Source organism: Sporosarcina sp. FSL K6-1508 (assembly GCF_038007465.1).
Classification (GTDB): domain Bacteria; phylum Bacillota; class Bacilli; order Bacillales_A; family Planococcaceae; genus Sporosarcina; species Sporosarcina psychrophila_B.
Genome location: NZ_JBBOXF010000001.1, coordinates 2577101 through 2603997, shown reverse-complemented (window position 1 = coordinate 2603997; position 26897 = coordinate 2577101). Strand labels below are relative to the sequence as shown.

Below are 26897 nucleotides of genomic sequence, written 5' to 3'. Positions count from 1 at the left end.
ATATGAAAGCGCTATCAACGGTGTTTTTTTAACATTAACTATACTTTTTTAGCTTTTTGGTGGAATAAATAATTTCGGCTTTGAAAGAGAGACCTCCATTTTTTTTTGAATTGATACCTTACTTTGCTTGATTTTGGCACTTCCGATACTGCCCGCTTTAATCAACCGATTCAGACGCCATTCAAGGTAAAATAATACGTCAAAAAGCCAGTGGAGCATTATGCTCCACTGGCTTTTTGAGTCTACTTCCTCATAACACAAGGAAGATTGGTCTCGATTGTTTTATTTTGTTGCTTTATATTTTTCCAAATACTCTTTTGCCTTTGCAGAGTCCGCAACAAGTTCATTACCTGTATTCACAAGTGGGCTTACTGTGGAAAATGCTTTTTTCTTATTCCCTTGGTAATAGCTTAAGAATTCGTCTTGGTTAATTGAATAAAGCACTGCTTTTCTTAAATCCTCGCTTGTTGCAACTTCGCGATTGGCCGTGTTGAATAGCAAATACGAAACTGCATTGCTATCATTCTTTTGCAAGAACAGTTTATCATTATTCTCAACAAGATCATACTTTGTTTCCGGTACACCATTGAATAAGTGAATTTCACCATTTCGTAATGAAGATAATGCACTATCCGCATCTGCAATGAAACGCACAATGACATTTGAAATAATTGGTTCAAAATCCGTACCAGGTCGGTACGCAGGATTTTTCACGAAATCTGCTTCGTAGTCATTCTTTTTCACTAAAATATAGGGTCCACTTGCATACAGTGTATTGTTGTAGCTTGCACCTTCCGTAACAGTATTTTGATCACCGTATGGAATATCCTTGTTCACATCAAATGCTGCAACATCATAGGTGTTAATACTTTCAACTTGTTTTTTCGAAACAATTCCAGCAGATTGATGTGCTAAATAATTCAAGACTTGTGGGAATGGTTCAGTTGTCGTCATTTTAATAACTTGGTATTTTCCTTCTTTACTGTTTGCCTTAGTTTTGTCCCCCACAAGTTCTGAGATTTTTACGTCCAACCCTATTTCAAGCGCTTCTTTGACCGTACCGCTACCATCTGACTGTTGGATTTGATCAAGAGCAGCAAGATCTGTTACAACTTCTGCGTCTTTAATATGCTCATGCAGACTGTATGTCCGGTGATCAGGAACTGAGTCTTTGTCTTTTGCACGATTTAACGAGAAGATAACATCATCTGCCCCTACGCGCTCTCCGGTATCCACAGCCTTCCCATCTGCAACCGCTGCAAAGTTGATGTCATCTCGAAGAATAAAATAGTACTCCGAATTTCCTTCAGCGATACTGTGATTATAAGATAGAGAACCATCTGAAACGACAACATCATCATCCGTAAGATTTACAAGTCGAACATATAAATTAGTGTTTAACGTATTAATGGAACCGTCATTTCCTTTAATCGGGTCAAGAGATGTCAGTGCACCCAACGCTTGCTGCATAATTAAAGGTTCTTTATCTCTCATAGACGCATCATTAAAGTCAATTGTTTCCCACGCAACCGCACGTGATTTTGCGAGTCGAACCGTATCTACATTCAGCACTTCCTTATAAACACCTTGTGCTTTGAATGAATTGTAAAGCGGCGCAATATAGGCTTTCTCCGTAACAAGCTGTTGTTCCAACTGCTTATATGTCTCAACAAATTCATCTGGCGTTTCTGTGCTGGCTTTATCGACTAATTCATCAACTACAGTATCTGCTAAAATACTATAATCGCCGCCTGTTTTGAATAAAGAACGGACTGCATAATCTGGATTTCCAGTAACTGTTGTCCAACTAGATACAGCAACATCATAATTCCCAGCATCTTGTTGGGCTTTGAAACTGCCATAATCGGGCTGAATATTTAATTTTACTTCAAATCCATTTTTCGTCAATTGATCCCGTACGATATTCATGTCCTCTTCACTAGAACTCATACCAAGAACTTCAATTTCAGCTTTTGTATCGTCTTTAACGCCACCTTTAACTGTATCCTCTTGTTCGCTGACATCCGATTTCGTTTGCACACAGCCAGTTAAAACCAATATCACTATCAGTAAGACTGGAAATAAAACTTTCTTCATGAACTTTTTCCTCCTTCATCTTGTGTTCAGTTAGTCTAACTTTGGATCTAATGCATCCCGCAGTCCGTCTCCTAAAAAGTTGAAAGACAGAACAAGAGCAATGATGGCAAGCCCTGGAAAAATAGCCAGATAGGAATGAGATTCAAGATAGGTGCTGCCGATTTTCAGTATATTCCCCCACTCCGGAATATGCGGCTCTACGCCAAGTCCTAAATAACTTAAACTACTTGTTGCAATTACCGCGCTCCCGATTGTCAATGTCGACTTAACAATCATCGGTGCAAGAGAATTCGGCACAATCTGTTTAAAAATAATCGAGAAATCCGAAGTGCCAAGTGCACGCGCTGAATCGACAAAATCATAGTTCGATACCATTAATACATTCGCTCGCATCGTTCTAGCATATGTCGGGATGGACCCAACGCTGAGTGCGATAATAAGATTTGTTGTATTGGCGCCAAAAGCTGCAATAATGGCAATTGCCAGTAGAATTCCGGGAATGGCATATAAAACATCAAGCAGACGCATAATGATATTATCCGTCCGATTGCTATAATAGCCGGCAATCGCCCCCAAAAACCCTCCGATAATTGCCGGAATCGCAGTTGAAGCAAACCCAACAAGCAAGGAAATCCTAGCTCCAAATATAATTCTTGAAAACAGATCCCTGCCGAAGTTATCTGTTCCTAATGGATAAGCAAGACTTGGGCTCTGCAAAAGATTCCCATAATCATTATCTACGGCAAACTCATAATCAAAGGTGAACTTACTAACGACCGAGATTGTCAGCAGTAGGATAATGAATAACAAGCCCATGCCTGCTGTGGAGTTGCGTGTAATTTTCCCCCACATCGTGTTCCATTTTATAATTCTTGATCGATCACGACTTTTCGACTTTAGTAACAAACTATAGCCTAGAAGTAGCGCAAAAACATTACCAGATAATGCGGTAATAATCGCTACGATAGCAATAATGGACATCACTGGTGAAGCCGTTGTATCATCGACAAATTTGATCACAAGAATTAGCGCAATAAGATAAAAAAACGCAATTCCTATTAATATACTCATCGCCGGTAAAAAGGTATCTGAAACATACGGTTTAAATAAATTAAGTGCAGATATCGCAATCGCAAAAATCTGTGTTAGAAGCATATAAACGGCAAATGTATACTCTGGTGTTTTTTTCTTGTTTATCAAACTAAATGCAAATGCTATCGTGAAAATATTCCCTGTACACAAGCTGAATAATTGAATAAAACCAAAACGTCTTGTCACATTTTGAATTTCACCGTACCTTATTAAATCTCTTTTCACCTTCCAAGTAATAAATACTTGAATAAGCATGAACAAAGCATAAGCAATGGAGAGCATAAACATATTCCTATTTACATCACCAGATTTAATATCAAAACTGTTCGAAAGAAAAATCACTGTCAAGACCAAGGTAATAATCCATGTGAAAATTGACTGTGAATATTCCCCAGACAATTTTAGGGCATGTCTTTTCGTCGATGTTGCTTTCATTTTCACACCTACTTTACGATTGTTTCATTTTGGAACGAATACGTGGATCAAGGAAAGCATACAAAATATCGATAAGTAAATTGACCAGCGAAATGGTAATAGCAATATAGACGACCCCACCCATAATGGCGGGAATATCCGGAATGAACTGCTTATCAACAATATAGCTACCAATCCCCTTGATATTAAAAACTTTTTCCGTCACAGCTGCTCCACCTAACATGCCTCCAAATAACAAACCAATGACTGTAACAACAGGAATCATTGCATTTCCCACCGCATGCCGCCATAGTACTTGGCGTTTGTTTAACCCTTTTGCTTTGGCAGTAATAATATAATCTTCATGAATGATCTCCAATAAAGAAGAGCGCATCATCCTAGCCACAGATGCTGTCAGCCCCGTTCCCAGCACAACAATCGGCATAATCATCGACAACCCATTCTGTGGGCTGTACGTAGCAGGCAACCATTGATGTTTTATCGAAAAGTTCAAGATAAAGATGAGTCCTTGCCAAAAGTTTGGGATTGACAGACCTATCAGTGCAATGAACATAAACGTATAATCCAGAAAAGAGTTTGGCTTTGTCGCAGAAATGATCCCAACTGGAATTGCAATCAAAATTGCCATTAACACAGAATACATTGCAATTGTAAATGTGACTGGAAATTTATTTGCAATACTTGCTGCCACATCTTCATTCCCGGCAAAAGATGCACCAAGATCGAATGTTGCAATCCCCTTAACAGCGTTCCACAATTGCTGCAAGTAAGGTAAATCCAATCCATACAAATGATTAAATGAAATAATTTGTTCTTTTGTTGCAGAGACACCAATAATATTTGAAGCCGGGTCAAATGGTGATATGTAGAGAATTGTAAATACAAGAACAGCAACACCCGCAATAACGAAAACACTTTGCACAAGTCTTTCTATTACATATTTAATAAACGGATTACTAAGCAAGAAGAGAAGAACATACATAAAAATACCAGGAACAAAAGAAACAAGTAAGAAGGAAGGTCGAGCAAATAACGACTCAAAATAGGTGGAATAGCTTGGCTTCCCTATCCCTTTTCGTCCAATAATCTCATCCGTCTTTTCGATTGTTTTCTTTTCAAATTGTTCTTCAGCCAGTTGAGTAGCTTGCTGATTTGTTTTCTCTTTGTTTACTTCCTCCTTAAAAAAAGCCTGTTTCCTAAGCAATTGCTCTTTATACAAACCTAGTAAATCTTCCTTGTGACCAGCTACGATCATTTCGCTCTTTACTTCTTCCAAGGTAGAAAAATAGGTATGATCCTTTCTTTTAAATAAGTAGAAAAAATAAGTTATCAAGTGAATTGGAAGCCCGGCTAGTAAAAGCAAGTACTTATACATCCATCTCCCTTGCATCTTCCTATGGGATCGCTGTAAGATATCCGACACCACCTGTCCCATTAAATAAAACCTCCTCCCTAAATTGCATAATCCCTATCTGTAAACTATACTATATGTAATGAACACAATATTGTCAATTCTATTATTTATTGTTACTAAATATGTCTACAGGAAGGTGTCTACATTGGATACTATTTTAAAAGTTACCGACTTGCATGTCTCTTTCATAGCCCGAGAGGAGGATTTCAATGCAGTACGTGGTGTTAGTTTCGAAGTTAAGAAGGGTGAAACGCTAGGAATCGTGGGTGAGTCTGGCAGTGGAAAAAGTGTGACAGCCCGCTCTATAATGCGCCTCCTTCCTTCTCCCCCTTCCTATATGAAAGAAGGCACAATCGAATTCCAAGGTCAGAACCTTACGCAAAAAACGGAAAAAGAGATGGAAAGCATTCGCGGTCGAGATATTAGTATGATTTTTCAGGATCCCATGACTTCTCTCAACCCAACTATCAAAATTGGAAAACAAATTGCTGAAAGTTTGATGAAGCACCAAAATCTTTCGAAGCGAGAAGCCAAAAAGGAAGCACTTGATCTACTGAAACTAGTGGGGATTCACAATGGCGAAGCACGGTTCAGTCAATACCCTCATGAGTTTTCGGGAGGAATGCGCCAACGCGTGATGATTGCCATCGCACTTGCCTGCCGCCCTTCGCTTCTTATTGCAGATGAACCGACGACCGCACTTGACGTAACAATCCAAGCTCAAATATTAAACTTAATGAAGCATATGCAAGAACGTTTCGGAACATCCATTATCCTAATCACACATGATCTTGGGGTAGTTGCTGGGATGTGCGACCGGGTTGCTGTTATGAAGGATGGAGAAATTGTTGAAACCGGAACTACAAACGAAATTTTTGAGAATCCGCAGCATACTTATACGAAGAAGCTATTGAACGCGCTGCCAAGATTGGATGAAAAGAAAAAGACTAAAAAACCTCCCCTTATTAAAGATGGGATAAATTCTACCACCCCATTACTTGAGGTAAAGTCCTTAAAGCAGTATTTTGATGCTGGAAAAGGGAACTTGACGAAAGCTATTGATAGCATCAGTTTTCATATTCAGCCCGGTGAAACACTTGGGCTGGTTGGCGAATCGGGATCAGGAAAATCCACAACAGGTCGTGCCATTTTGCGCCTTCATGAACCAACTGATGGTGACGTGCTTTACCAAGGAATGGCTGTGAATAGATTATCGAAAAGTGAAATGAAAACAATGCGACGTCATATGCAAATGATTTTCCAAGATCCTTATTCATCCTTGAACCCACGCTTTAAAGTACTTGATATTATCGGTCAGGCGCTGGATATCCATCTATTATGCAAAAACAATGAAGAACGTAAAAAAAGAGTGGAGGAATTACTCGTTATGGTCGGATTGGAGCCATCACATGCCATGCGGTATCCACATGAGTTTTCAGGAGGACAACGTCAACGAATCGGTATCGCACGTGCATTGGCCGTAGAACCTGATTTCATCGTCTGTGATGAGCCTTTATCCGCACTCGATGTATCAATTCAGTCACAAATCGTAGAATTACTGGAAGACCTTCAACATCGCTTGGGATTAACCTATCTTTTCATCGCTCATGATTTATCGATGGTCAAACATATCAGTGACAGAGTCGCAGTCATGTATGCTGGAAAAATTGTTGAGCTTGCCGAAAGTGAAGAATTATACAACAATCCGCAACATCCATATACAAAATCATTGCTTGCCGCTATTCCAATTCCAGATCCCCGTATCGAATCGAAGAAAAAGCGAATTCTTATGGAAGAACATACAACAGAAGACCGCTACCAACTTGAAAATTCCGAGTTTGTAGAGGTATTCGATGGACATTGGGTAGCCGTTCCTATTAAATGATTTGTGACTGTACGAATTATCGTTTCGTACTTAACACTAAAAAAAGCAATCTGACCTTTTCATATGAAAGGGCCAGATTGCTTTTTATAATGACGAAAATTAGGATAATATAAGATGTTAATGATTTTCTTTAATTTATTCGTATAACCACTCAAGTTCTTCATTAAATAGTCGGACATCACTTTATCGTCCCGGCAATACAATCCAAAATGTATTACTATTTCTCGTCGTGTCAATCCCTATCTTTCCTTGGTGATGACGTTCTACGATTTCCTTTGAAATCGCTAGTCCTAATCCTGAACCACCAGTCAATCGGCTACGAGAAGAATCAAGTCGGTAGAACCGCATGAATACCTTTTCCCTTTCGTTAACTGGTATAGGATTACTGGGTCCTGTTATGGAAATACAATAATCTTTCCCTTGTTTTTTCCCTATTACTAAAATTGGCCCGATTCCTTCATAATACAGCATAGCATTTTCGAGCAAGTTGCTAATGACTTGTTGTATACCTTCAATATTAATATATAGTTTACATGATTCAACCTCTACTTGTATCGGTATACTTTTCTGCATCAAGGTCCTATCAAACATTGCAACACATTGAGTTAGTAGGCTTTCTATTTCATGTGTTTCTTTTTTTACAACCGATTGGGTGGATAAGTAATCCCATTCCTTTAATTGTTCAAGTTGCTCAATCATTTGTGATAATCGGCTTGATTCCTGATGAAGGGATGCAAACAGGACTTTATCGCCTACTATATCTCCATCCTTCAATGCTTGCAGATAACCATTTAAGTTTGATAAAGGAGTTCTTATTTCGTGGGAAAGATCGGAGACCAGTTTTTTTCGTTGTAGTTCATTCGATTGTAACTGTGCAATCAGCCCATTATATTGTGTAACCAATTGACCAATTTCATCTTGTTTATAAACTTTCACGGGTTCCGGGTAATGTCCGAGCTTCAGCTTTTCTGTAGATTGAATCAAGCTTCGGATTGGTTTGATTAAGCGTTTTATTAAATAAAAATGTAGAAAACTTCCCACAAAAGCAGCAGCAATCATGAATATCCATAAGTAGTTTAGAAGTATACTGTTAAATCGCTGTTGGGTTCTGCCATCTAGATCTCCCACTCCAGCTGCCAGAAAACAGGCTGTATTATAGATAGCCCATCCACTGATGGCCGTCGCTGTCACGATAACTAAAATGTTTAAAAACGTTAAACGCCAAAGGAATCCAGAAGGGATTAATGTGGTAAAATAGTTATTTATTCGCGACAAATTTATACCCCATTCCCCTGATGGTTTGTACTCGTTTCGGGTTCGCTGGAAAATCTTCAATCTTTTCACGAAGCTTCTTAATATGTGCATCGATGGTTCGATCCATTACAGTATGCTCCTCGTTTGGATAAATCATCGTAATGAGCTGTTCTCGTGACAAAACTAGATTCGGATTTTGCATAAAGTAATGAAGAAGACTAAACTCGAACTTTGTCAATTTTATGTCTTTACCGTAAAGCAAAACTTGACCTTTTTTCGGCATTATACATAGCCCTTCAGCTACAATCTTTTGACAAAAGTGACTTGTGCGGCGTAAAACTGCTTCTACTTGCGCGATAAGCTCGTTTGGATCAAATGGCTTTGTCATATATGCATCTGCACCTAAATTTAAGCCTGAAATTTTATCGTCAATTCTTGCTTTAGCTGACAGCATAATAACCGACACATCATTTTGATCTTGCTCAAGAATCCATTCATAAAATTCCTCGCCACTTATTTTTGGGAGCATTAAATCCAATATTAGTAGGCAGGGCTGATGTTCCAGAAAAACTGCTTTCGCATCTTCTCCATCACTTGACTCCACAACTTCATAACCACTTTTCTTCAAATAAATCGCAATTAATTCCCGAATCATTTTATCATCTTCGACAACCATAATCGTTTGTTTCACACGAATCACCCCGCTACTAGTTTACACGACAGAAGGAACCTATTGCATCATTTCAAATCCCTGGACCATAAAGTCATAATTCAAGGCACCCATTACAACAGATTGAATGCGACCATTTGAATCAATCATAAATGAGGTAGGATAAGCTACAATCTGATACTGATTTGATATAGCAGATTCTTCATCCAATGGAATAGTCAACGTCAGCTTCAGTTCGTCGACAAACTTTTGAACGTTTTCTAGACTTGATTCTGTACCAAGTAAATTTACAGCTAAAATCTGCACATCCTTATCCCTCTTGAATTTTTCCATATCAGGCATTTCTGCACGGCATGGCGGACACCATGTTGCCCAGAAGTTAAGCATGACCCGTTTCCCTTTGTAATCGGACAACCTTACTGTCTCACCATCCAATGTCTTAAGTTCAAAATCTGGAGCTAATTGCCCCTTACGAATCCCCACTTCATTGGATTCAAAGGATTCTTCTTTGATGTTAGCATCTTCATACTCAGATGTTTTTATATTACCTCCCTCATCAGCTGAAAGAAAGAACTCATATACAGCCCACCCAAGCATTCCCACTACAATCAAAATAAGTATTGCCTTTTTCATTTAGCATTACCTCCATTTTTATCCTAACTTTTCGAACCATGTATCTTGCACTAATTTAAGAAGAAATTCGGTGATGCGTGGCATTTGACCAGTAAATAAAATCAAGCCCATAAGAATCATAATAATGGCTCCTGTTTTCATAATCACTTGACTATGGCGAACAATCCATTTGGTTGATCCAAGGAAAAAGGTCAGGATTAGAAATGGCAAGGCAAAACCGATGACATACATCACTGTATACAAAATACCTTGGCCCGGGTTACTTGCCGCCAAAAATAAAATGGATCCGAAGATCGGTCCAATGCACGGTGTCCATCCAGCAGCAAACCCCATACCGACGAAAAAAGTGCCTAAATAGCCAACTGGCCTTTTTGAGGATTGGAAACGCTTTTCTTTCATTAAAGTTGGAATAGTGACCCAACCTCCAACAAAAAGCCCCATAACTATAATGAACACTCCGGCTAACCGCTGTATTAGTAATCCAGAATCACCTACTAATAACGTTTGAATCCATTGTCCTAAAAATGAAGCCCCGACACCCAAACTGATAAAGACAAGTGAAACACCTAACAAAAAGAACACAGAATGGCTTAATAATTTACTACGTATTTTTACGTCATGATTTCCTTGCAATTCTTTAACACTAATCCCAGTGATATACGATAAATACGCGGGAAAAATCGGTAACACACAAGGCGATAAAAAAGATAGCGCACCCGCCCCTACTGCCAAAAACATTCCCACCACTAACATCGTATCTGCATCAATTCCGCCCATTTACGACACCTTCTTTCTTTTTTAAAATGATTACTATCAAACAAATCACTAAGATTAAACCCAAAAACCACGGAGCCATTGTATAACCGAACACCATCATAAACGGCATCACAAATGTCAATCCAAAAGTACCTAAAGACCAACCAATTGCCATGATTATATTTAGCCTAAAGATTGTTACACGGGCATGGATGGCAACGAACGTAATAATCAGCACGGCAAGTAAGCTCATGTATTTAATTGAATATGTATTGTTATTCCATACAATTAGAATGAATTCATACAAGAATGATGTTATTAAAAACACATGTATAAAAGCATTTATAAAGCGAGTAAGATCAATCTTTTGTCGTTTGGACTTAATAGCAATTGTAAAAAAGCTTAGGAACACAGCAATATAAAACGCAATCGAATTACTTGGATATGCTAAAATAGCCAACGGATCCTTTAAGAAGACAGAAAGATTTAACAGAATTTTACCCAGCCACATAAACAGGACAAAATTCGTAAGTTGCGATGCTAATTCACCCATATAAATTTTCTTTTTCGTTTTTGATAAATCACCTATAAAATAAAAAGTGAAAAACCCCGCACTCAAACTTAAAACGATAATAGCAATTGACGTTTGTGCACTTGCCGTTACCATAGATGTTCACCTCCCGCTCAAAAGCACCTGCACTTCATATTACTAAAGCTATATGAAGGTTTGATGAAAATCGAAATTCATTCGAAATATTTTTCGGTATTGAATACTAATGCTCTTTTACAATCTGGTTTCAATCTTTACAACAGACGGAACGAGTAGACGTAAAAATTGCCTTTCGCATAAATCTACGAAAGGCAAAACTTTTGAATGACTATGATTCTATCACTTGGAATTATTTCTTCTCAACCTTCTTAACGAACAGTTAATGTTCCTTCTCAGACGCTATGAATTTTCACTTCTAACTTCACATCGTACTGCTTTTTTTCTTAAGGTATGAACAAATAAAATCAATGGCATGAATGTCTTGATAAATTGTCTTCATTTCATGCATGTTGAATAGTTGACTCCCGCTATTGAATGTATCACTTCTGATGTAATTGTAAACTAATTATTTCATCAGAATGGAAGGGGCTACTCCCTTAGCCAGTCATCTACTAGTTGATTGAATCCTTCTGGTTGAGCGAATGAAAAACCGTGCCCCACTCTCGGAATGACTACCAGCGATGATGTTGAATAGTATTCAGCAATCTTGAGCGCTGATTTCCTCATAACACCTCTCTCTTTTTCACCGACAGTTACCAATACCCGGGTAGTCGTTTTGATTTGTGTTCCCGGTAACCTGTAAGATAAGTTCTCCCGTAGCATTGCAATTAAAGTGCTGGATTTCATTTTTATGCTATCTTGGTAATATCTTTCGAAATAAAGGTCATCGATATATAATTGTTTCGCTTGTATTTTAGAAAATGCTCTATTTTTAATCAGAGGTGCGGTCAATCGGATTGATGGTGCAATAAACAAATTGGTAATTTTCATTGGTATAACAAGGGCACTATTAATGAGAGCCCTGTTAACAAGATTCGGAGCTAGATTGAGAATTTCAAGCGTAATTTGAGCCCCTATGGAAAATCCCACTATGTTAACCGCTCGCCCATTCTTTTTTTCATTAATTAGTTCTATAATTTCCAGTGCATTTTCCATTATAGAAAAACTAGATTCTCCACCTCGGATCCCATGCCCTTGTAGTGTTGGAATCAAGCAATGATAATCGGTAAAATAGTCTACTTGCTTATCCCACATCCAACCGCTCACACCACCTCCATGCAAAAACACTAAAAGGGGGCCTTCCAGACAGCCCTGTTCGATATAATGCATAACCAGATATACCTTCCCCTCTGCCGTTGACTTTGAAATGTATGTCTTTCATAGCTTAACTAGATTTCATTAATAATACAGCATTACTATAATTTCAAAACATTGAAATCAAGTGAAAAATTTAATACTAGGATCCTTCTGGTTATCAAATTTTGAATACTTCATACTTAATTTTCCCACTAAATTCAAAGCTTCTATCTTAAGTATATATAGAAGCGTCAAATTTATAATCGGTAGCAAGTTCCCGAATTAAATTCTCGACAACATACAATGCATTCAAATAGGCGCTATTTAACTCTACTTCATTTAATTTAGAAGTAATTGAAGCATATTCTTTATATGCTTTTACTGACAAATCGACCTCTAAGTTTTTAGTGGAATTCAGCCAACGTTCTACTGTTTTTTCACGGATTCTAGTCAGGCTTAACACATACCGCTGAACGTGTGACAGGCATTCCAGCGAACGTGCAAGTTCTCCTCTATTTAAAACGTTAACACCCATTAGCCAAGCCTTAACGAAATTATTAAAAGCAAAATCCACATTATCGTCAGTCATTCTATCAGGTCCATCGCCCTTTAGAAAATCCAAACACGCTGTTAATTTACCAGTTATATCGTAAAGAAACATGGATTCTATGTCAGGAAAAACTCCTGTATTTTTAAATGACTTTATAACCTCAATGTTAGATTCAGCGAGAAAATGAAATTCGCCTCTGACTAAATTTGAAAAAATGACAACTTCAGTACCGAAGTCATTTAAGAAAAGTAAATCATAGGGTGCAATATCGCTAATCCAGTTAGATGAACTGAAATCTTGAAATTCCTCATTTTTTAGAAAGATATAGAACTCAACATCAGAGTATTGGTCTCCTTCACCTTTTGTAAAAGACCCATACATCATACAAGCTGAAATACTAGGATGACTCTCACACTTCTCTTTAATCATTTTTATTAATTTTTCCTGTAGTAGCATAAATAAAACATCCTCCTATTTTTGATTTAAAGGGAAGTTTTTATTTCTACTACCGGACAACATGAACAACACATATAAAATTCTCCTTTCACTTACACCATTTCAATAGTATCAATACTCTTCTTAAAATCAAGTACAAAACATCTTATTTACCTAAACGCACACTACCAGAACACGTTCTTTTACCTCCCTCCCAATGATTGGTATCTGAATAATTGAGTTGTTTTGTTGCGCACAATTGAGCTCTTTCCAACACTTACACCAAGGAATATTGAACCTAAAAGCGTAAATATCTTTCCCCGTTGGAGAAACGAATCAATGATTGCTTGTTTTGGATCATCAGGATTATATAAGATATTGATTATTTTCCCAATCTCGATCCCGGGTGTTTGATACGTAGAAGAAGTTTTATATTTGGATTCCCAAAATCAAGAGAACAGTAATCCTTTAACAAAAAACCACAGGTAACGCATTGGTATAATTATAAATAAAAACCAAATAGATCAGTGAAATATATGGCAAATAGCTCTTATAATTTTTCATTGACAACCCATCAAAGAGAATATACATTAAAGATAATGATTATCATTATCAATTAGGAAAAGGAGACAAACAACTTCATTCTCTTGTTGCTGATTCTCTGATCATGATCAGCACCTCCGTGGAAGACATGTCGGAAGAAAAACTCAATCTCACCAGCATTGGAGCGGAAAGTAAAAAACTCAAAAAGCAATAATTAAAAATACAGTTTATGATAAGGATGGTTATGAAAATGAATACAAAGCTAAAAATCTCATTAAAAGCATTACTAATTTCGGCAATGGTTATGATACTACTAGTTGGTTGTTCAGGTCAGAAATCAAGTTCAACACCTGATTCATCATCGGTAAATACCGAAACATCTAAAACAGAAAAACCTGCTTCCCAAGATGGAAGTTCTGAATTTCCGATCGTCATCAAGCATGCATTTGGCGAAACTGAAATTGCAAGCAAGCCTGAACGAGTTGTTACAGTTCAATGGGCTAATCATGATGTTGTTCTCGCTCTCGGAGTTGTACCTGTAGGCTTCTCAGCGGCTAATTATGGGGTTCAGGATGACAGCGGACTTTTGCCTTGGACAGCTAAAAAACTCGAGGAACTCGGCGCAGATGAACCCAATATCTTCCAGGATACCGATGGTCTTGATTTTGAGGCTATTTCAGATGCAAACCCTGATGTAATTCTTGCAGCTTACTCGGGTATAACACAGGAAGACTATGATGTTCTTAGTAAAATCGCTCCGGTCGTGGCCTATCAGGAGGCTCCTTGGGCAACCGAATGGCGTGACCAAGTTATATTAAATTCAACAGGTATGGGAATGAAAGCAGAAGGCGAACAACTTATTAAGGACACTGAGAAACTAATTGAGGAGGAATCAAGTAAATATCCTGAGATGGAAGGCAAAAAAGTTGCCTGGGTCAACTTCTCGGCTAAAGATATGTCTAAACTCCATCTTTATACACCAGCAGACCCTCGCGGTGCATTTTTGATTGAGCTAGGTATGGAATATCCTGAAAGTATCACGAAACAGATTACCGACCCTACAAGTTACTCATTGAACTTAAGCGCTGAAAATGCTGACATCCTTAACGATGCTGATATCTTAATTGGGTATGGTGATGAAAGCCTATATGAAGCCGTTAAAGCTGATCCTCTACTTGGTAAAATTCCAGCTATTAAGAGAGGTTCTGTAGTGTTCATTGGTAACGATACACCTTTAGCTGCTTCTGGAAACCCAAATCCACTTGCGATATCTTATACGATTGATGAATACCTTGAATTAATAGGGGGAGCCATTAAGAAGTTAAATGAATAGTTTATCGGTTTCAAAATTAAAAAAACCAAGCTTACATATTCCGAGGAATTTTATCACGGTTCTAGTGATTTGTTTTCTCTTGCTCGGCTTGTGCATATTTGCATCCCTGGCTTTAGGTTCTCGAATGGTGGGATTAAATGAAGTGATGGACGGTTTATTTCACCCAGATGTAAACTCCTATGAAGCAAATGTGGTTCGCAAGAGGATTTCACGAACAGTTTTCAGTTTACTTTGTGGTGCAGCACTCGGAGTTTCAGGAGCGCTTATGCAAGCGGTCACCCGCAACCCGATTGCAGACCCTAGTATACTGGGAGTTAATACAGGTGCATCATTGTTTGTTGTTTGCGGAATTGCATTCTTTAACATAAGCAGCGCAAATCAATATATATGGCTAGCTTTAGCTGGGGCTGCGCTTACTGCGGTTTTCGTATTTGGAATTGGCTCTATGGGGCGTAGTGGCGCTACGCCCATTAAGCTTGTTTTGGCGGGAGCCGCCACAAGTGCCGCCCTTTCTTCCCTAGTCATCGCAATAATGATTCCACGTTCTCATGTCATGGATCAATTCAGGTTTTGGCAGGTAGGAAGTGTTGGCTCAGCAAACTGGAGCGTTATTACGACTTTTACCCCTTTTTTGATAATTGGAATACTGATAGCTATTATTTCTGCACCAGCACTAAATGCACTTGCCCTGGGAGACGATGTTGCAACCGGACTCGGCGTTAAAACAGGAATACTAAGGCTTGTTGCAGCTCTTGGGGCCGTTCTTTTGTGCGGCTCAGCTACTGCCCTGGCAGGTCCAATTGGCTTTGTTGGGCTTTTATCAACCCACGTCATGCGCCTTATTCTTGGCCCTGACCTGCGTTTCGTTATACCGATGTCAGCTATTTCAGGAGCCATCATTTTGACTGTATCAGATGTAAGCGGCAGGCTCATCGGTAGCCCTGGAGAGCTTGAAGTCGGTGTAGTTACAGCATTTATAGGAGCACCGATACTAATACTATTAGCTATGAAATCGAAAGTGCGGTCATTATGAAAAATGAATCTGTTAAGTTTATTATGGCGGGCAGACGTCAAAGACACCGTCGATGGATACTTGTTACCGGCTCCCTGGCAGCACTCGCATTCATTCTTTGCTGTGCGATGCTTTTACTGGGGAACACCATCTATCCCGTAATAGATGTAATCCGAGTACTTTCTGGAGAAGAACTCCAAGGTGCTTCTTTTGCCATTAATACCATACGTCTACCAAGAATGCTGGCAGGTCTTTTCGCTGGATTCGCTTTCGGCATTGCCGGAAACACCTTTCAAACTATGTTGCGCAATCCCCTTGCAAACCCGAATGTAATCGGTATTACCACCGGCTCGAGCGCGGCAGCTGTGTTTTGTATAGTCATACTTCATACTAGCGGAGCTGTTGTTTCCATTGCTTCCGTGATTGCTGGCCTTGCTACTGTAATACTAATTTACATATTATCTAGGGGAAAGTCATTTTCAATCGGGAGATTAATTCTTATCGGAATAGGCATACAAGCCATGCTTGGCGCTTTAATATCCTATCTTTTGCTGATCGGTGCAGAACAAGATCTCCCCGCAGCGTTCAGATGGCTCAGCGGTAGCCTCAATGGCTCACAAATGCACGAACTTCCGCCTTTGATACTATCAGTTTTCATCTTTACACCTATCATTATAGTACTAGGAAAACACCTAAGTATACTGGAACTTGGAGAACAGTCGGCCACTTCTCTCGGAGTGAATACGGACAAGACAAGAATTGTACTTATTTTTAGTTCCGTCTGCATGATTTCTCTTGCTACTGCTACCACGGGTCCAATAGCATTTGTCTCCTTCCTCTCCGGACCGATTGCAAAAAGACTAGTCGGAGTTGGCTTCTCAAGCACAATACCCGCGGGTCTTGTTGGCGTTAATTTAGTTTTGGCGGCAGATCTAATCGGGCAATTTGCTTTTGTGGCCAGATACCCCGTGGGCGTCATAACAGGAATACTCGGAGCGCCGTATCTGATCTTCTTGCTAATCCGAATGAATCGAAGGGGAGAATTATAATGAAACCGACACATGTTTTTCAAGCCGAAGAAATAATAGCGGGCTATGATAATAAAACGATCATCCATGGAGTCAGCCTTATTATCCCAAGTAATAAAATAAGCGTTATTATTGGAGCAAATGCCTGCGGAAAGTCTACGCTTCTTAAAACACTATCAAGGCTTATAAAGCCTACGTCTGGAAAAATCACTCTTGACGGAAGACCCATCAGCAAAATCCCATCAAAACAATTAGCTCGTGTTTTAGGACTGCTACCGCAATCCCCCATTGTTCCAGAAGGAATTTCTGTCGCCGATTTAGTTGGACGCGGAAGATTTCCGCACCAATCATTGCTCAGCGGTTGGACAAAAAAGGATTATGATGCAGTCGCCGAAGCTATGAGTATTATGGATATAACTGAGCTTGCAAATAATGATATTGACGAGCTTTCTGGCGGTCAAAGACAGCGCGTCTGGATCGCAATGGCTCTGGCTCAACAAACAGATATTTTATTTCTTGATGAACCGACAACCTTTTTAGATATCACCTATCAAGTCGAAATTCTTGACCTACTCACAGACCTTAACCGAAAGCATGGAACTACGATTGTAATGGTTCTTCATGATATAAACTTGTCCGCGCGCTATGCAGACTATATTTTTGCACTTCGTAAAGGAAAGCTTATAGTTGAGGGTGAGCCATCAAAGGTTATTACAAGCACATTAGTTAAAGACATATTCGGCCTCGATTGTATGGTGATAAAAGACCCTGTTTCAGGCTCTCCTTTTGCCATACCAAAAGGACGTTATCATGTTAATAATGAATGTACTCCTTAAATTAAGAAGCCAATTAAAACCACTGGTATTTTGAGTTATTCTTAAAATGACTCAAACAGTAACTCAAACTAAACTATATTTTTAGCCATTCATCATTGTGCTTATGTGCACATTCATTTCCATACGGTGGATACAATTAACTTCAGGCATTACCAGCATTCCTTTTGACCTCCACTGATTTGATTCGACAGCAATACAGTAGAGAATTTTTGAAAGGCTGGCAAGCTTTTTTATTTTTTTGTGGTGCACGACACTATAAGTAAATATAAAAAAGTCCAATTTCTCAACATTAATGCTGAGAAATTGGACTTTTTCGTTACTCCGGAAAAGCGCCCTTTAATGGAATAACCTTACTTCTGAAGCAATGCTGATTAACCGTTCAGTGAATCTCAAGCTTGTTTAAATAAAAACTCCCTACATACGCAGATACTCAGTTTATTCCTATACCAAACGCTTTGGTGCCGCGCGTAAATAGATTTCTTTACTTAACTCTATTCTGTCATCCGCATAATGTTACTGCTGGATTATCTGAATATGGTTTCCGCATGTATCGTCGAAGACAGCTATTGTAACTTCGCCCATTTCTGTCGGCTCTATAGAAAAGTTCACGCCATGTTTCAATAACCTATCGTACTCTTTGCGAACATCTTCAACACCAAACATTGTTACAGGTATGCCTTCTTCAAATAATTTCTTTTGATACTCTTTGGCTGCTGGATGATTATTTGGTTCGAGCAAAATCTCAGTACCTTCTTGCTCCTCAGGAGAAACAAGTGCAATCCATCTAAATTCTCCGGTGGGAACGTCATGCTTTTTTACAAAGCCCAGCGTTTCTGAATAAAACTCTAGTGCCTTGTCTTGATCTTCTACGAATATACTAGTAACAATAATTTTCATACTGTTTTTGCCTCCTTTGATATTTGCCACGTGTAGTGTCTAACATTTACGGGGCAGTTCAGTGTATGAGGTCACTTTTATATAGGAAGATACCCTTCCTATATATCGGAAACTATGCCCCCTATTTCCACAATAAGCTCTGTTTGAACTCATAAGGAGAAACAATGAAAGCAAATCAACATCAAAGCATAGGAACGCTCACAGGATGTTCTCAGATGGCATTATCTATTTTGACAATACAAATAAAAAACGAGATAAACACTTGGTTAACTCGCCTCATTGCTACTCGTATTCTCTCGCCTCTCGCCCCCTGAACTTGCTCTATACGCTCTTTTGAACTCACCTAAGCCCCATTATACATTTCCCTTCGTAGGAGCGCTCGTAAGCTATTCTCTGACCTCGCACTTGACCTATCAATCTTATACCTGCTCATGTAAAAGAAGGATTTTACTTTAATCCTCTTTAAATATTCAAATTATAATATATTAAATACTTAAACAAGTGTTATACCGTCACTAATTCTTAAATAGCCTTTTGCCATTGGTCTATTTTTGATAATTCCGAAGATATATCTTCCTTTTATTTATCTGTTTGTTTTTGCTTCTTTTTCAAATACTCCGCACGTATTTTTTCAAGTTGCTGCTTTTTATCAAATTTGGCAGGCTTGTGTTTTTCATGAAACTTTGTCACAGCTGCCTGACCTTTGGTATCCAATTGATATTTCCCCACTTTGTTCACCTACTCTTCCTGTCTTTAAAGAGAATCTATTCAACAAATATAATATACCTTATTTTACTGAAGTAAACCTTATTAGTGTACTGCTAAGAGAGTGTAAAATATCTTGTGTAAATGAATAATTACAAAAAGGAAGACCTTTTCTTGGTAGAATTAAGTCACCACAACCAATCCTAGAAAAGAGGCCTTCCCTATGACTCAGTTTACAACAGATATTGTTCAAGCACTAGTACAAAAACAAGATATTACCGAGGTTTTTCGTTCGCATTTAGAAACAGCGGTTAATAGTTTACTGACTACTGAACTGACAGCTTTTTTAGATTATGAAAAATACGACCGAATAGGCTTTAATTCAGGGAATTCACGTAATGGTTCGTATGACCGAACGCTACACACGGAATATGGTGACCTCCGAGTTACGATTCCCCGTGATCGCAACGGTGATTTTAAACAACAGACAGTTGCGCCTTATAAGCGGTCAAACGATACACTCGAATCATTTGTCATTCACATGTTTCAAAAAGGCGTTACCATGTCGGAAATCGCAGATTTAATCGAGAAAATGTACGGTCATCATTACACACGTCAAACCATTTCTAACATGACACAGGTAGTGGGCGAACAAGTAGAAGCCTTTAATAGAAGGAAACTCAGTGCGCGCTATGTCTGTGTTTATTTAGACGCAACCTATATTTCTGTTCGACGTGAAACGGTCTCTAAAGAAGCTGTTTATATAGCTGTGGGCATTCGCGAAGATGGATCAAAAGAAGTAATTGCTTACACAATCGCTCCAACAGAATCAGCATTCAATTGGAAAGAGCTCTTACTGGAAACAAAAGAGCGTGGCGTAGAAGAAGTCCTTCTCTTCCTTTCAGACGGCTTAGCAGGCATGATTGACACGATTACAAGCGTATTTCCTAAAGCGCAATTCCAAACATGTTTAGTGCATGTGGCACGCAATATTTCACATAAAGTACGTGTCGAAGATCGTGCTGAGATTTGCGATGACTTCAAAACAGTTTACCGAGCAGATGATCAGGAAGCTGGGCAAGTCGCGTTAGATAATTTCTGTTCCAAGTGGAACAAATCATATCCAAAGGTAACAAAATCACTCGCTACAAATGATCATCTACTTACCTTCTATAACTTTCCAAAGGCAATTTGGCGCAGCATCTACTCAACGAATTTAATCGAGTCCTTTAACAAGCAAATCAAGAAATATACAAAGCGCAAAGAACAGTTTCCGAATGAAGAAGCACTCGAACGCTTCCTAGTCTCGCAGTTTGAAGAGTACAACCAACGCTTCGCCGTACGATGCCATATCGGTTTCGATCAAGCACGTGCAAAGCTGGCTGAGTTGTTTGAAGTGAAAGAATAAAAGTGTGATGATCTTTAAGAAGAGGTTGGATTGTCATTTACACATAAATATTGACACTCCCACTGCTAACCTTGCATATATCAATAAAACATTAAAAACTTAGTAAAATAATTCATCGTCAAATGGTATTCATTATACTTATCTATTCGATCTTGAATTTGCTGATTCATTTTAAAGTCGTCAATCAAATCGCTAATTTTGACCCAAACAAAAAGACCCCCTTATAGTTGCCTTCACCCCTTTAATAGAAGTAGTAAGCTCTTTGGTTGTCAGCATGAAATCCACATTAAATAATACCCTTCTTTTTCGTCATAATAAAAAAATCCTCCCTTCAGTTGAATTGGAAGATAGTTGATGTCTTATTATACGTAAAATGTAAGGGTATAAAAAAGGGATTCTGCATCAGTGACCGAAGCCCTGACCGAATCCCTAGTTTCTCACAAATCCAATTGTATCAACGGTTTGTGACTGATTTAATTATGTCCCAGGAGGGATTCGAACCCCCGACCGACGGCTTAGCTTACCACTATGGTTTTCACCACCAGCGAAATACTGTTTGTAGTCTGGACTATAACTTCACCATTTCAGGTGCGACACGTTTAGTCTCTACGGAACCTCACGATAATCATATGATTATACTTTAGATTTTCTACCCCCGGTTGAACCGGACCTTCGAATATCCTTGATCTTGATTATGTAAATAAAGATCGTAAGTTTCCTCGGTATTGCCATCAGCATTATCTGTTAAGGTTTCACCGATACGGTGTCGTCCACTTTACAAGTTCTCTTTCCTTGTAAAGGCTCCTATTGTTGAAGGCCGTTGCTCTATCCAGCTGAGCTACTGAGACGTGCGTTTAAGCATTTGCTTGTTTCTTAAGGACAAGCTTTAGTATAGATAGAAACGAAACAAAAGTCAACGCTTTTATTAAACTTTTTTTATTTCCATGAAATCAACTGTTTCAAACGACATGTTTTTGAATGTGACACGCACTGTTTCATCCCATTCTACAATCGCATAAGTCGCAACTTTTCTGCCACGCGGCTGCATTGTGCTACCCGGATTCACAAATAATATTCCATCTTTCATCTCAGCTCCATACAAATGTGAATGACCAAATAAAACTACATCAGCCCCAAGTTCTTTCGCATAATAATAAAGCCGCATCAACGAGTGTTTTACATCGTGCTCATGGCCGTGTACAACTAATACCGTCTTCCCCTCTACCTCGACCACAACAGACGCTGGAAACCTAGCATCCCTATCACAGTTCCCACGCACCCTATGCATTGTCTGTAAAATTGAATCGTCGAATGACAGTTCACTATCGCCACAATGGAAAGTCGCATCCGCAGAAAGTGCAGAAACGGCTTTCACCGTTTCCTTGTCTCCATGCGAATCACTCATAACAACAATCTTCATTCTAAATCACCTGTACCTGTCATGTATTGCGGTAATTTGGATTTCAACTGGGTTAACGCCGCTCCCCTATGCGAAATCTCGTTTTTTTCTTGGGCTGACAACTCCGCCATTGTCCGATTTAATGCTGGCACGAAGAAAATTGGATCATAGCCAAAACCGTTCGATCCTTGCCGTTTAGTATGGATCAGTCCTTCGCAGCTCCCAGAAAACGTTTCAGTTTTTAAACCGGGTCCAGCTATCGCCAAAACACACCGGAATCTAGCGCTACGATTGTCTGTAGAAGCCTTTTCCAGCTCGTTTAGCGCTTTATCGATATTAGCTTCATCATTCTTCTCCGCACCGGCATAACGAGCGGAATACACGCCTGGAGAGCCTCCCAACGCGTCAATTTCAAGCCCGCTATCATCTGCGATAACAATTTTACCGAGTAGACGTGCAACCGTTTCTGCTTTCAAGATTGCATTCGCTTCAAAAGTGTCACCCGTCTCATCTACATCGATATCGCCTTCGATATCATTCAATGTAAGGACTTGTATACCAAGTGGCCTGAACAGCGTTTCAAAATCTTTTGCCTTGCCGGCATTATTCGTCGCGATTAATACTTCCTTCATGATTCAATTTGATCTTCCGGTTTGATCAATTGTGCAACGAGTCCAAGTGCTTCTTTCTGTACATTGACTAGTTGGTTAATGCCTACTTCTGCAAGTTCTACAAGGCCGTTCATCTCAGCACGTGTAAATGTCGATTCTTCGCCCGTTCCCTGTAGCTCGACGAAAGCACCAGCGCCAGTCATAACAACATTCATATCAACAGCAGCTGACGAATCCTCGATGTAGTCAAGGTCAAGAATGAGTTCACCTTCAACCGTCTTGCCTACACTCGTTGCGGCAAGGAAATCAGATACCGGAAATTTAGCTAATCCCTTTTCCATGTGCAGTTTCGAAATCGCTATCGCCGTTGCGACGAATGCGCCTGTAATCGACGCTGTACGTGTACCTCCATCCGCTTGGATAACGTCACAGTCGATCCAAACCGTTCTTTCTCCAAGTGCCTCTAAATCGATGACAGCACGCAGAGCACGGCCTATTAAGCGCTGTATTTCCATCGTTCGTCCGCTAACCTTTCCTTTTGAAGCTTCGCGTTGCGTCCTTTGACCAGTAGCACGCGGCAACATTGAATATTCCGCCGTTATCCAGCCTTTTCCACTATTTCGTAAAAAGTGGGGAACCCGTTCTTCTATAGAAGCCGTGCAAATCACCTTCGTATTTCCAACTGTAATCAGAACAGAACCTTCGGGATGAATTAAATAATCCGTTTCTATCGTTACCGGTCTAATCATATCGGCCATTCTTCCATCATGTCTCATATCGTGTACCCTCCATCATTCAGATTGCGCATTCATCTTATCATAACTCATTTCATATACGCAAAAACCCGGATGCCCAAATCAGGACATTCCGGGTTTCTCACAATTCAATATAGCTTACATCAGGCTTTTCAATCGACAACCAGTCTTCAACAATGTCTTGGAAAGTTTCCGACTCCCCTGTTGTATAAAAAACAGGCGACACTCCACTGTCAGCAATGCGTTCAATGCCGTTAGAATGCAAAATACGTTCAACATCACACACTGTTTCTACCGCTGATGAAATGATCTTTACATTATTCGGCAGCGAAGTTGAAATATGCTGCTGCAATAACGGATAATGCGTACATCCCAATATCGCTGCATCAAAATCTTTCCCCTCGAGTTCACGCAGCGTTCGGTCAACAATGACACCTGCATTTTTCGACTTATACTGACCACTTTCGACAATCGGAACAAATTCAGGACACGCAAGTGAGTAAACCATCGCATTCGGTGAAAGAACGTGGATTGCATCATCATAAGCGCCACTTTTAATCGTTCCAGCGGTTCCAAGTACGGCGATTTTCCCAGCTTCGGACGCATTCACTGCAGCCCGTGCACCTGGCGCAATAACACCGATGACCGGAAACGGAAATTTAGCCCGGATATCATCGAGTGCAACAGCTGTAGCTGTATTACAGGCAATAACAAGCATTTTTATCCCTATTTTAGATAATGCTGATGCCATCTCCATTGTAAACTCCCGGACTTCTTCGGTCGGCCGTGGTCCATATGGACAACGTGCATCGTCCCCTATGTAGACAATGGGTTCATGCGGTAGTCGATTGAGTATCTCCTTGACAACGGTTAATCCGCCGACACCCGAATCAATTACGCCTATTGGTGCTTCCACTGTAATCCCTCAATCCTTTTTCATCTCTTGATGCAGTTTACTCAACAAATCTGAGAAATCTTTCACTTGCTTTTCATCGAAATCTGCCAACACCGTGTTCAAATAATGACGGCGCTTATCAATTACTTCTTCGATAACGCGCTCTCCCTCGCTAAGCAGATGGATTCGAACCACACGACGGTCTTGAGTATTACGGACACGTTTTACAAGTGAATTCTTTTCCATCCTGTCGACTAAATCAGTCGTAGTGCTGAATGCGAGATACATCTTGTTTGACAGATCCCCGATTGTCATATCTCCGTGTTCAAATAACCACTGTAAAGCAACAAATTGGGGCGGTGTAATTGTATAATTACTTAAGATTCTACGGCCTTGCTGTTTAATGATGGCAGCAATATACCGTAATTCTTTCTCCATATGTGCAACTTCTTCTGTATATTGAATTTTTGGTGTGTCTTTTTCCGTCAAGTAAACCAGCTCCCTGAAAACGATTACTGTCTACCTATTGTCTCCCTTTTCGCGGCATATGGCAATACCTAATATGATGGCACAAAACGGCAGAAAAAAATAGCTGTTTGAAAACTGCAGATCGCAGGTCAAACAGCTACTGTTACGGAATATTCTTTGGCCAGCTATGCAAGGTTCAACTGAATTTGGTTCTTGTTGTTCCTCATTATGAACACCAATTTTAACGCAATTGTAACTCTCCCAGCCTTAACAACTCGATTATCGCCTGTGCCCTGCCGGAAACCCCTAGCTTTTGAATCGTGTTCGAGATATGGTTTCGAACAGTTTTTTCACTGATTCCAAGCCGTCCTGCGATATCTTTGGTCGTTTGATCATCAACGAGCAGATGAAAGATTTCTCGTTCTCTTGCCGTTAGCAACGAACGGTTTTTTGATCCTTCTGTCAAGACGCGCCCCTCCTATCCACTTTCACTTTAAAATATGTGAAGGAGGCGCGGGCTGTGCCGGCTATCTGATCTTTTTAATTGGTAAAAAGCAACTTCTCCTCATCTGTCCATGGAACTCCCTTGCCTGTATGCCTGCCAATTTGGACCATGGAACCGCGTCCAGTGAAGGCGATATCTCCTTCGCTATTCTGGGCCATGTAATGAATATCGACAGAACTGTTTCCAATAGCCGCCGCTTTCACGTAAATCATAAGTACTTCATCAAAAAAGACTTGCTTGGCAAAATCACATTGCAAATCTGCGACGACCGGAAACGTATCACTCGCTGGGTCAAGCCAATTATTCATTAGTTTAATTTCTTTTAAAAATTCAATCCTCGCATGTTCAAAATAAGTAAATGGAATCGTATTGTTCAAATGCCCGTACATATCTGTCTCTGAAAACCTGACAGATACCTGAACGCAAAACTTAAATTCCGATGACCAAGTTGCTAAATCTTTTATGTATGACGCTCTCATCTGTTAAACATCTCCTCTGACTTGTAGAATGAATGATCATTCATTCTACAAGTCTATCAAACATCACGAGATAAATGAAGTATGTATTTTAAATTAGAAAAGCCCCGCCAGGCAAATAAAGCCGGAGCGGGACTTGAGACTGAAATCAGTCTACCATATGGTCACTTCCGAAGAAGTTTTTGAACATTTGTACGTTCGTTGCACGGTTCATCGCAGCAATCGAAGTTGTAAGCGGAATCCCTTTCGGACATGCAACAACACAGTTTTGTGAGTTACCACATTCACCAATTCCACCGTCAGTCATAAGTGTCGCCAGACGTTCGTCTTTGTTCATTGCACCAGTTGGATGCGAATTGAATAGGCGTACTTGCGAAAGAAGAGCAGGACCCATGAAGTTCGTATTGTCGTTCACGTTTGGACATGCTTCAAGGCATACGCCGCATGTCATACATTTTGAAAGTTCATATGCCCATTGGCGTTTGCGCTCAGGCATACGAGGTCCTTCTCCAAGATCATATGTTCCGTCAATAGGAACCCATGCCTTAATTTTTTTCAACGAATCAAACATGAATTCTCTGTCAACAATCAAGTCGCGGACGACAGGGAATGTTTTCATAGGTTCAAGTTTAATCGGCTGTGTGAACTGATCTACAAGTGCTGTACAAGATTGGCGTGGACGTCCGTTGATAACCATTGAACATGCACCACAAACCTCTTCCAGACAGCTCATTTCCCAGTTAACAGGAGTAGTTTTCTTACCCTCTGCGTTGACTGGATTACGACGAATTTCCATCAAAGCAGAAATAACGTTCATATTCGGTCTATATTCTATCTTAAAGCTTTCCCAATAAGGTTTCGAATCAGCTGTATCCTGACGCAGAATTTCAAAACTGACAGTTTTCTGTGTGGTCTGCTGATTACGTTCCTGTACTGCTGTACTGTTCTCGCTCATTTAC

At 39.7% G+C, this 26897-nt stretch carries 26 protein-coding genes; 6 read left to right on the top strand and 20 right to left on the bottom strand.

The annotated features are described in order from the left end of the window. Nucleotides 1–282: 282 nt before the first annotated feature. From MKZ11_RS12955 to MKZ11_RS12945, 3 genes are read right to left on the bottom strand one after another with little or no spacing between them, the layout of a single operon-like run. Complete coding sequence (locus tag MKZ11_RS12955; protein ID WP_340794833.1) at nt 283–2097, bottom strand: ABC transporter substrate-binding protein; 1815 nt, start codon at nt 2095–2097, stop codon at nt 283–285. Nucleotides 2098–2127: 30 nt separating this feature from the next. Then, on the bottom strand, nt 2128–3624 hold the full coding sequence (locus tag MKZ11_RS12950) for an ABC transporter permease (RefSeq protein WP_340794832.1): 1497 nt from the start codon (nt 3622–3624) through the stop codon (nt 2128–2130). Nucleotides 3625–3637: 13 nt separating this feature from the next. Further along, the gene (locus MKZ11_RS12945; protein WP_445326997.1) at nt 3638–5059 is read right to left on the bottom strand and encodes an ABC transporter permease; all 1422 of its coding nucleotides are present in this window, start codon (nt 5057–5059) and stop codon (nt 3638–3640) included. Between the two features lie 124 nt (nt 5060–5183). Between MKZ11_RS12945 and MKZ11_RS12940 the strand changes: the two genes are divergently transcribed. Next, the gene (locus MKZ11_RS12940) at nt 5184–6923 is read left to right on the top strand and encodes an ABC transporter ATP-binding protein (protein WP_340794831.1); all 1740 of its coding nucleotides are present in this window, start codon (nt 5184–5186) and stop codon (nt 6921–6923) included. A 183-nt stretch (nt 6924–7106) separates the two neighbouring features. Here the strand turns inward: MKZ11_RS12940 and MKZ11_RS12935 are convergent, their stop codons facing one another. The 7 genes from MKZ11_RS12935 to MKZ11_RS12905 form a co-directional block, all read right to left on the bottom strand. After that, the gene (locus tag MKZ11_RS12935; RefSeq protein WP_340794830.1) at nt 7107–8198 is read right to left on the bottom strand and encodes a sensor histidine kinase; all 1092 of its coding nucleotides are present in this window, start codon (nt 8196–8198) and stop codon (nt 7107–7109) included. Further along, nucleotides 8182–8868, bottom strand: coding sequence for a response regulator transcription factor (locus tag MKZ11_RS12930; protein WP_340794829.1), 687 nt, complete (start codon nt 8866–8868; stop codon nt 8182–8184). The genes MKZ11_RS12935 and MKZ11_RS12930 overlap by 17 nt, the downstream gene beginning before the upstream one ends. A gap of 39 nt (nt 8869–8907) precedes the next feature. Further along, nucleotides 8908–9480 carry a TlpA disulfide reductase family protein gene (locus tag MKZ11_RS12925; RefSeq protein ID WP_340794828.1) on the bottom strand — a complete coding sequence of 191 codons (573 nt, stop codon included), beginning with the start codon at nt 9478–9480 and terminating at the stop codon, nt 8908–8910. An 18-nt stretch (nt 9481–9498) separates the two neighbouring features. Continuing rightward, complete coding sequence (locus MKZ11_RS12920) at nt 9499–10257, bottom strand: cytochrome c biogenesis CcdA family protein (RefSeq protein ID WP_340794827.1); 759 nt, start codon at nt 10255–10257, stop codon at nt 9499–9501. Beyond that, nucleotides 10244–10903 carry a hypothetical protein gene (locus tag MKZ11_RS12915; RefSeq protein ID WP_340794826.1) on the bottom strand — a complete coding sequence of 220 codons (660 nt, stop codon included), beginning with the start codon at nt 10901–10903 and terminating at the stop codon, nt 10244–10246. Before MKZ11_RS12915 ends, MKZ11_RS12920 begins: the two co-directional genes overlap by 14 nt. Nucleotides 10904–11374: 471 nt before the next feature. After that, nucleotides 11375–12115 (bottom strand): alpha/beta fold hydrolase, encoded by a 741-nt coding sequence (locus MKZ11_RS12910; RefSeq protein ID WP_340794825.1) that lies wholly within the window; start codon nt 12113–12115, stop codon nt 11375–11377. Nucleotides 12116–12314: 199 nt separating this feature from the next. Beyond that, the gene (locus tag MKZ11_RS12905) at nt 12315–13088 is read right to left on the bottom strand and encodes a nucleotidyltransferase (protein ID WP_340794824.1); all 774 of its coding nucleotides are present in this window, start codon (nt 13086–13088) and stop codon (nt 12315–12317) included. A 772-nt stretch (nt 13089–13860) separates the two neighbouring features. Between MKZ11_RS12905 and MKZ11_RS12900 the strand changes: the two genes are divergently transcribed. Genes MKZ11_RS12900 through MKZ11_RS12885 form a run of 4 tightly spaced genes read left to right on the top strand, consistent with a single transcriptional unit; the run spans nt 13861 to nt 17819 of the window. Beyond that, the gene (locus tag MKZ11_RS12900; protein ID WP_340794823.1) at nt 13861–14943 is read left to right on the top strand and encodes an iron-siderophore ABC transporter substrate-binding protein; all 1083 of its coding nucleotides are present in this window, start codon (nt 13861–13863) and stop codon (nt 14941–14943) included. After that, nucleotides 14936–15976 carry a FecCD family ABC transporter permease gene (locus MKZ11_RS12895; protein ID WP_340794822.1) on the top strand — a complete coding sequence of 347 codons (1041 nt, stop codon included), beginning with the start codon at nt 14936–14938 and terminating at the stop codon, nt 15974–15976. The genes MKZ11_RS12900 and MKZ11_RS12895 overlap by 8 nt, the downstream gene beginning before the upstream one ends. Continuing rightward, nucleotides 15973–17004 (top strand): FecCD family ABC transporter permease, encoded by a 1032-nt coding sequence (locus MKZ11_RS12890; protein ID WP_340794821.1) that lies wholly within the window; start codon nt 15973–15975, stop codon nt 17002–17004. Before MKZ11_RS12895 ends, MKZ11_RS12890 begins: the two co-directional genes overlap by 4 nt. Further along, nucleotides 17004–17819, top strand: coding sequence for an ABC transporter ATP-binding protein (locus MKZ11_RS12885; protein WP_340794820.1), 816 nt, complete (start codon nt 17004–17006; stop codon nt 17817–17819). The genes MKZ11_RS12890 and MKZ11_RS12885 overlap by 1 nt, the downstream gene beginning before the upstream one ends. A 513-nt stretch (nt 17820–18332) precedes the next feature. Here MKZ11_RS12885 and MKZ11_RS12880 read toward each other — a convergent pair. Continuing rightward, entirely contained in the window at nt 18333–18716 is a 384-nt protein-coding gene (locus MKZ11_RS12880) for a VOC family protein (protein ID WP_067207969.1), read from the bottom strand. Nucleotides 18717–19295: 579 nt separating this feature from the next. Next, nucleotides 19296–19445, bottom strand: a complete 150-nt coding sequence (locus MKZ11_RS12875; protein WP_340794819.1) for a hypothetical protein — start codon at nt 19443–19445, stop codon at nt 19296–19298. A 199-nt stretch (nt 19446–19644) separates the two neighbouring features. Here MKZ11_RS12875 and MKZ11_RS12870 point away from each other — a divergent pair, with 199 nt between their 5' ends. Continuing rightward, nucleotides 19645–20829 (top strand): IS256 family transposase, encoded by a 1185-nt coding sequence (locus tag MKZ11_RS12870; RefSeq protein WP_340792598.1) that lies wholly within the window; start codon nt 19645–19647, stop codon nt 20827–20829. A gap of 925 nt (nt 20830–21754) precedes the next feature. Here the strand turns inward: MKZ11_RS12870 and MKZ11_RS12865 are convergent. The 8 genes from MKZ11_RS12865 to sdhB all read right to left on the bottom strand — a co-directional run bounded on the left by MKZ11_RS12865 (nt 21755) and on the right by sdhB (nt 26893). Further along, complete coding sequence (locus tag MKZ11_RS12865; RefSeq protein WP_340794818.1) at nt 21755–22249, bottom strand: metallophosphoesterase; 495 nt, start codon at nt 22247–22249, stop codon at nt 21755–21757. Next, nucleotides 22246–22860 (bottom strand): XTP/dITP diphosphatase, encoded by a 615-nt coding sequence (locus MKZ11_RS12860; protein WP_340794817.1) that lies wholly within the window; start codon nt 22858–22860, stop codon nt 22246–22248. The genes MKZ11_RS12865 and MKZ11_RS12860 overlap by 4 nt, the downstream gene beginning before the upstream one ends. Then, nucleotides 22857–23615, bottom strand: a complete 759-nt coding sequence (gene rph / locus MKZ11_RS12855; protein WP_340794816.1) for a ribonuclease PH — start codon at nt 23613–23615, stop codon at nt 22857–22859. Before rph ends, MKZ11_RS12860 begins: the two co-directional genes overlap by 4 nt. A gap of 100 nt (nt 23616–23715) precedes the next feature. After that, on the bottom strand, nt 23716–24510 hold the full coding sequence (gene racE, locus MKZ11_RS12850) for a glutamate racemase (protein WP_340794815.1): 795 nt from the start codon (nt 24508–24510) through the stop codon (nt 23716–23718). A 9-nt stretch (nt 24511–24519) separates the two neighbouring features. After that, nucleotides 24520–24927: a MarR family winged helix-turn-helix transcriptional regulator gene (locus MKZ11_RS12845; protein ID WP_340797005.1), complete on the bottom strand. Its 408-nt coding sequence runs from the start codon at nt 24925–24927 to the stop codon at nt 24520–24522. Nucleotides 24928–25198: 271 nt separating this feature from the next. Further along, entirely contained in the window at nt 25199–25423 is a 225-nt protein-coding gene (locus MKZ11_RS12840) for a helix-turn-helix domain-containing protein (RefSeq protein WP_340794814.1), read from the bottom strand. Nucleotides 25424–25497: 74 nt separating this feature from the next. Next, nucleotides 25498–25941 carry an acyl-CoA thioesterase gene (locus MKZ11_RS12835; protein WP_340794813.1) on the bottom strand — a complete coding sequence of 148 codons (444 nt, stop codon included), beginning with the start codon at nt 25939–25941 and terminating at the stop codon, nt 25498–25500. 145 nt (nt 25942–26086) lie between these two features. Beyond that, nucleotides 26087–26893, bottom strand: a complete 807-nt coding sequence (sdhB, locus tag MKZ11_RS12830) for a succinate dehydrogenase iron-sulfur subunit (RefSeq protein WP_340794812.1) — start codon at nt 26891–26893, stop codon at nt 26087–26089. Nucleotides 26894–26897 lie beyond the last annotated feature (4 nt).

Bases quoted from the DNA above. Each gene is read 5' to 3' on its own strand.
- MKZ11_RS12955 (WP_340794833.1), bottom strand. From the start codon at position 2,097: ATGAAGAAAGTTTTATTTCCAGTCTTACTGATAGTGATATTGGTTTTA.
- MKZ11_RS12845 (WP_340797005.1), bottom strand. From the start codon at position 24,927: ATGGAGAAAGAATTACGGTATATTGCTGCCATCATTAAACAGCAAGGC.
- MKZ11_RS12910 (WP_340794825.1), bottom strand. From the start codon at position 12,115: ATGCATTATATCGAACAGGGCTGTCTGGAAGGCCCCCTTTTAGTGTTT.
- MKZ11_RS12920 (WP_340794827.1), bottom strand. From the start codon at position 10,257: ATGGGCGGAATTGATGCAGATACGATGTTAGTGGTGGGAATGTTTTTG.
- MKZ11_RS12925 (WP_340794828.1), bottom strand. From the start codon at position 9,480: ATGAAAAAGGCAATACTTATTTTGATTGTAGTGGGAATGCTTGGGTGG.
- MKZ11_RS12895 (WP_340794822.1), top strand. From the start codon at position 14,936: ATGAATAGTTTATCGGTTTCAAAATTAAAAAAACCAAGCTTACATATT.
- MKZ11_RS12870 (WP_340792598.1), top strand. From the start codon at position 19,645: ATGACTCAGTTTACAACAGATATTGTTCAAGCACTAGTACAAAAACAA.
- MKZ11_RS12915 (WP_340794826.1), bottom strand. From the start codon at position 10,903: ATGGTAACGGCAAGTGCACAAACGTCAATTGCTATTATCGTTTTAAGT.
- rph (WP_340794816.1), bottom strand. From the start codon at position 23,615: ATGAGACATGATGGAAGAATGGCCGATATGATTAGACCGGTAACGATA.
- MKZ11_RS12950 (WP_340794832.1), bottom strand. From the start codon at position 3,624: ATGAAAGCAACATCGACGAAAAGACATGCCCTAAAATTGTCTGGGGAA.
- MKZ11_RS12945 (WP_445326997.1), bottom strand. From the start codon at position 5,059: ATGGGACAGGTGGTGTCGGATATCTTACAGCGATCCCATAGGAAGATG.
- MKZ11_RS12865 (WP_340794818.1), bottom strand. From the start codon at position 22,249: ATGAAGATTGTTGTTATGAGTGATTCGCATGGAGACAAGGAAACGGTG.
- MKZ11_RS12905 (WP_340794824.1), bottom strand. From the start codon at position 13,088: ATGCTACTACAGGAAAAATTAATAAAAATGATTAAAGAGAAGTGTGAG.
- MKZ11_RS12890 (WP_340794821.1), top strand. From the start codon at position 15,973: ATGAAAAATGAATCTGTTAAGTTTATTATGGCGGGCAGACGTCAAAGA.
- sdhB (WP_340794812.1), bottom strand. From the start codon at position 26,893: ATGAGCGAGAACAGTACAGCAGTACAGGAACGTAATCAGCAGACCACA.
- MKZ11_RS12835 (WP_340794813.1), bottom strand. From the start codon at position 25,941: ATGAGAGCGTCATACATAAAAGATTTAGCAACTTGGTCATCGGAATTT.
- MKZ11_RS12885 (WP_340794820.1), top strand. From the start codon at position 17,004: ATGAAACCGACACATGTTTTTCAAGCCGAAGAAATAATAGCGGGCTAT.
- MKZ11_RS12860 (WP_340794817.1), bottom strand. From the start codon at position 22,860: ATGAAGGAAGTATTAATCGCGACGAATAATGCCGGCAAGGCAAAAGAT.
- MKZ11_RS12900 (WP_340794823.1), top strand. From the start codon at position 13,861: ATGAATACAAAGCTAAAAATCTCATTAAAAGCATTACTAATTTCGGCA.
- MKZ11_RS12880 (WP_067207969.1), bottom strand. From the start codon at position 18,716: ATGAAAATTATTGTTACTAGTATATTCGTAGAAGATCAAGACAAGGCA.